The following is a 3,011-nucleotide window of genomic DNA, read 5'->3' as shown; positions in this document are numbered from 1 at the left end:
GATCATGGGTATGAGTTTGTCTAGGCTGGTTTTGGCGTCGCCGTAGAACATGCGGGTGTTTTCCTTGAAGAAGAGGGGGTTTTCGATGCCCGAGTATCCGGTGCCCTGGCCGCGTTTGCTGACGAAGACCTGTTTGGCTTTCCAGCATTCCAGCACCGGCATGCCGGCGATCGGGCTGTTGGGGTCGTCCTGGGCGGCCGGGTTGACGATGTCGTTGGAGCCGATGACGATGGCGACGTCGGTATCCGGGAAATCGTCGTTGATCTCGTCCATTTCCAGCACGATGTCATAGGGCACCTTGGCCTCGGCCAGCAGCACGTTCATGTGCCCGGGCAGGCGGCCGGCCACCGGGTGGATGGCAAAGCGCACGTTCTTGCCGGCGGCGCGCAGCTTGCGGGTCAGTTCGCTGACCGCCTGTTGCGCCTGCGCCACCGCCATGCCGTAGCCGGGGATGATGACGATGCTGTCGGCCTCGTTCAGGGCGCTGGCCACACCGTCGGCCTCGATCGCCACCTGTTCGCCCTCGACCGCCATCTGTTCGCCGGCCGGGCCGCCGAACCCGCCCAGGATGACGCTGACGAACTGGCGGTTCATCGCCTTGCACATGATATAGCTGAGGATCGCGCCCGAGGACCCGACCAGCGCGCCGACCACGATCAACAGATCGTTGCCCAGGCTAAAGCCGATCGCCGCCGCCGCCCAGCCGGAATAGCTGTTGAGCATCGACACCACCACCGGCATGTCCGCCCCGCCGATGCCCATGATCAGGTGATAGCCGATGAACAGGGCCGCCAGGGTCATCAGGAAGAGCGGAAAGAAGCCGCCGGTGGCGAAATACCAGAACAGGCAGATCAGCGACAGACCCGCCGCCCCGGCGTTCAGCATATGGCCGCCGGGCAGTTTGGTGGCACTGCTGGTCACCTTGCCCGCCAGCTTGCCAAAGGCGATGACCGAACCGGTGAAGGTGATCGCCCCGATGAAGATGCCGAGGAACAGCTCGACCTTCAGGATCGACAGTTCCGCGCCGCTTTTATGCGCCAGAACGGCGGCAAAACCTTCCAGCGCGTGGCGTTGCTCCTCGCCCATGGCCAGCACGCGGCCCATCTCGAAATGGGCGTTGAAACCCACAAAGACGGCGGCCAGACCGACCAGCGAATGCATCGCCGCCACCAGCTGCGGCATCTCGGTCATCTGCACCCGCTTGGCGACGAAATAGCCGATGATCCCGCCGCCGGCGATCAGCAGGATCGACAGCAACCACAGGCCCGAGCCCGGGCCGATCAGCGTGGCGAGGACCGCCAGCGCCATGCCGGCAATGCCGTACCAGACCGCGCGCTTGGCGCTTTCCTGGCCCGACAGGCCGCCCAGGGACAGGATGAAGAGAACCGCCGCGACCACATAGGCCGCCGTCGTGAATCCGAATTCCATGGCGCGCCTCCTTTACGATTTCTGGAACATGGCAAGCATGCGCCGGGTGACGAGAAAACCGCCGAAGATGTTGATCCCGGCCATGAAAACGCTGAGGGCCGCCAGCAGGATCACCAGGAAAGACCCGGATCCGATCTGCATCAAAGCCCCCAGGATGATGATCGAGCTGATCGCGTTGGTCACCGCCATCAGCGGCGTGTGCAGGCTGTGGGACACGTTCCAGATCACCTGGAACCCGACGAAAACCGCCAGCACGAAGACGATGAAATGCTGCATGAAACTGGCCGGGGCTACCAGCCCCACCAGCAGCATCAGCAGACCGCCCGCCGCCAGCAGGGTGACCTGCTGCTTGGTCTGCGCCTTGAAGGCGGCCACCTCGGCGGCGCGTTTCTCCTCGGGCGTCAACTCCTTGGGCTTGTCCTTGGGCTTGGCCGCGATCGCCTGGATCTTGGGCGGCGGCGGCGGAAAGGTGACCTCTTTGTCATGCGCGATGGTGGCGCCGCGGATCACGTCGTCCTCCATGTCGTGATTGATCACCCCGTCCTTTTGCGGCGTCAGATCGGTCATCATGTGGCGGATATTGGTGGCATAGAGCGTCGAACTCTGCGCCGCCATCCGCGACGGGAAATCGGTATAGCCGATGATCGTGACGCCGTTCTCGGTCACGATCTTTTCGTCCATCACGGTCAGCTTGCAATTGCCGCCCTTTTCGGCGGCCAGGTCGACGATGACGCTGCCCGGCTTCATCGCCGCGACCATGTCCTCGGTCCACAGCTCGGGCGCTTCGCGGTTCGGGATCAGCGCCGTGGTGATGACGATGTCCATCTCGGGCGCCAGTTCGCGGAACTTGGCCAGCTGGGCCGCGGCGAATTCCGGGCTGGAGACCGACGCGTATCCGCCCGTGGCCGCACCGTCCTGCTGTTCTTCCTCGAAATCGAGAAAGACGAACTCGGCCCCCATCGATTCGACCTGTTCGGCCACTTCGGGGCGCACGTCAAAGGCATAGGTGATCGCCCCCAGCGACGTCGACGTCCCGATCGCCGCCAGGCCGGCAACCCCGGCCCCCACAACCAGAACCTTGGCCGGCGGCACCTTGCCCGCCGCCGTGATCTGACCGGTGAAGAACCGGCCGAAATTATTGCCCGCCTCGATCACCGCGCGATAGCCGGCGATATTGGCCATCGAGCTCAGCGCGTCCATCTTCTGGGCCCGGGAAATCCGCGGCACCATGTCCATGGCGATCACCGTGGCGCCGCGCTCGGCCGCCTTGGCCATCAATTCGGCGTTGGACCCCGGATAAAAGAACGAGATCAGCGTCTGCCCCGGCCGCAACCGCTTGACCTCGGTCTCGGTCGGCGGACGCACCTTGGCCACCACGTCCGCCGCCTTGAACAAGGCCGCCCCGGTCTTGACCACCTCGACCCCCGCCGCCGCATAGGCCGCATCCGAAAACCCCGCAGCCGACCCGGCCCCGGCCTCGATCACACAGTCATGCCCCAGCTTCTGCAAAGCCAAAGCACTCTCAGGCGTCATCCCAACCCGACACTCGCCATCATACAATTCCCTCGGCGTTCCGATCTTCA

The 3,011-nt window shown here is 64.3% G+C and carries 2 protein-coding genes; both read right to left on the bottom strand.

The genetic code is table 11. From position 1 onward, the window contains the following. A partial coding sequence (locus tag ACFMPD_RS17385; RefSeq protein ID WP_380997265.1) for an NAD(P)(+) transhydrogenase (Re/Si-specific) subunit beta occupies window positions 1–1,428 on the bottom strand: 1,428 nt, incomplete at its 3' end. Between the two features lie 12 nt (window positions 1,429–1,440). Beyond that, on the bottom strand, window positions 1,441–3,011 hold a 1,571-nt coding region (locus tag ACFMPD_RS17380; protein WP_380997262.1), incomplete at its 5' end, for a Re/Si-specific NAD(P)(+) transhydrogenase subunit alpha.

This window comes from Sedimentitalea sediminis (assembly GCF_042687825.1).
Taxonomy (GTDB): domain Bacteria; phylum Pseudomonadota; class Alphaproteobacteria; order Rhodobacterales; family Rhodobacteraceae; genus Sedimentitalea.
The sequence above is the reverse complement of the archived record's forward strand: the minus strand, read 5'-3'. Positions and strand labels throughout refer to the sequence as shown.